At 61.0% G+C, this 1,590-nt stretch carries 1 protein-coding gene; it reads left to right on the forward strand.

Features of this window, described 5'->3' with window-relative positions; genetic code table 11:
* Positions 1–146: 146 nt before the first annotated feature.
* Entirely contained in the window at positions 147–1,334 is a 1,188-nt protein-coding gene (gene argJ / locus V6C07_RS11210; protein WP_333536566.1) for a bifunctional glutamate N-acetyltransferase/amino-acid acetyltransferase ArgJ, read from the forward strand.
* The last annotated feature ends 256 nt before the right edge of the window (positions 1,335–1,590 follow it).

Below are 1,590 nucleotides of genomic sequence, written 5' to 3' on the forward strand. Positions count from 1 at the left end.
GGCTGGCACTGGTGACCGGCGCTGCCTGCGCGTATTGGGAACAGGCGAAAAAACAGCGCACTGGCTGCTCACGCCGGGTTTCGGCGCAGACGTCCGGCGCAGACGTCCGGCACGGATGCGGACGGCATACTTTGAGGAGAATATCCATGCAAAATGATTTGCCCAAAGGTTTCAGGGCCGGAGCCGCGGCGGCCAACTTCAAGAAAGCCGGTCGTGACGACCTGGGTCTCATTGTTTCCGACACCCCCGCCGTGCTGGCCGGCATGTTTACGCAAAATCTTTTCAAGGCCGCGCCTGTGCTGGTCTGTCAGGAAATTCTGGCCCGGGGTCGTGCGGTTCGTGCCGTGCTCGCCAATGCGGGTCAGGCCAATGCCTGCACCGGCGATGAAGGGCTTTCCAACTGCCGGGCCACTCAGGCCATGATTGCGGGCCTTACCGGGATTGATCAGGACGAGATTTTGCCTCTTTCCACAGGCGTGGTGGGCGCGCATCTCAAAATGGATCTTTGGCTTGACGCTGTTCCCGCACTGGTGCAGAGCCTTGGCAGCCGCGATGCCGAGGGCTTTACCCGTTCTTTCATGACCACCGATGCTTTTCCCAAATTTGCCGCGAGAGAAGTGGCGCTTGCGGGCGGAAGCGTGCGCCTGACGGTTATGGCCAAAGGCGCGGGCATGATTTGCCCCAACATGGCAACCATGCTCTGCGTGGCCCTTACTGACGCGCAGGTGGCCGCCGAACCCTGGCAGGCCATGTTTGGCCGCGCCGTGAACAAGACCTTTAACCGGGTGAGCGTGGATGGCGACACCTCCACCAACGATACCATTCTGGGGCTTGCCAACGGGGCTTCGGGCGTGGCCGCGCAGGGGCCGGAAGATATGGCCCTGCTTGAGGAGGCGCTGACAGCCATTCTGGGGCAGGTGTCCTATATGCTGGTCAAGGATGGCGAAGGCGCGCGCAAGGTCATCCATATCACGGTCAACGGAGCGGAAAGTGACGCTGACGCCGAACGGGTGGCCCGAAGCGTGGGCCATTCGCAACTGGTCAAGACTGCCATGTACGGCGGCGACGCCAACTGGGGCCGTATTGTGACGGCCGTGGGCTACAGTGGCGCCAGGTTTGATCCGGCGGCAGTGAGCATGAAGCTTTGCGGTATTGAACGGTTCCGCAAGGGCTGCCCGGTCAATGAGGATCAGGAAGCCGCGCTTTCCGAACTGCTCAAGGGTGAGGATGTGCAGGTGGATATTGATCTTGGCGGCGGATCCGGCTCGTATACGTTCAAGGCTTCGGATCTTGGGCATGAGTATGTGACGGAAAACGCCGATTACCGCTCATAAAGGACGCCTCTGCGGCGGCGGGCGGTATTGCATGATCCGCAGGGATTGAGAGAGAAAAGGCCTGTCCTTCTGGATGGGGCGGCTTTGCGCTACACAAGCCAAGGTGGGAAAGAGCTTGTCCTTTGAGATAGGTTTTTTGTTGCCCTGCGGGCGCGAGGGCTTTTTCTTTGTTTGTTATTTTGGCCGCCTGCGCGGCGTGCGGCAAGGCGGGGCCGGTTATGGGGCTGCGCCCCCTTCTCGGCCCCCCTTGCATCCC

The sequence above is a fragment of the Desulfovibrio sp. 1214_IL3152 genome (genome assembly GCF_036763055.1).
Taxonomy (GTDB): Bacteria; Desulfobacterota; Desulfovibrionia; order Desulfovibrionales; family Desulfovibrionaceae; genus Desulfovibrio.

Bases quoted from the DNA above. Each gene is read 5' to 3' on its own strand.
- argJ (WP_333536566.1), top strand. From the start codon at position 147: ATGCAAAATGATTTGCCCAAAGGTTTCAGGGCCGGAGCCGCGGCGGCC.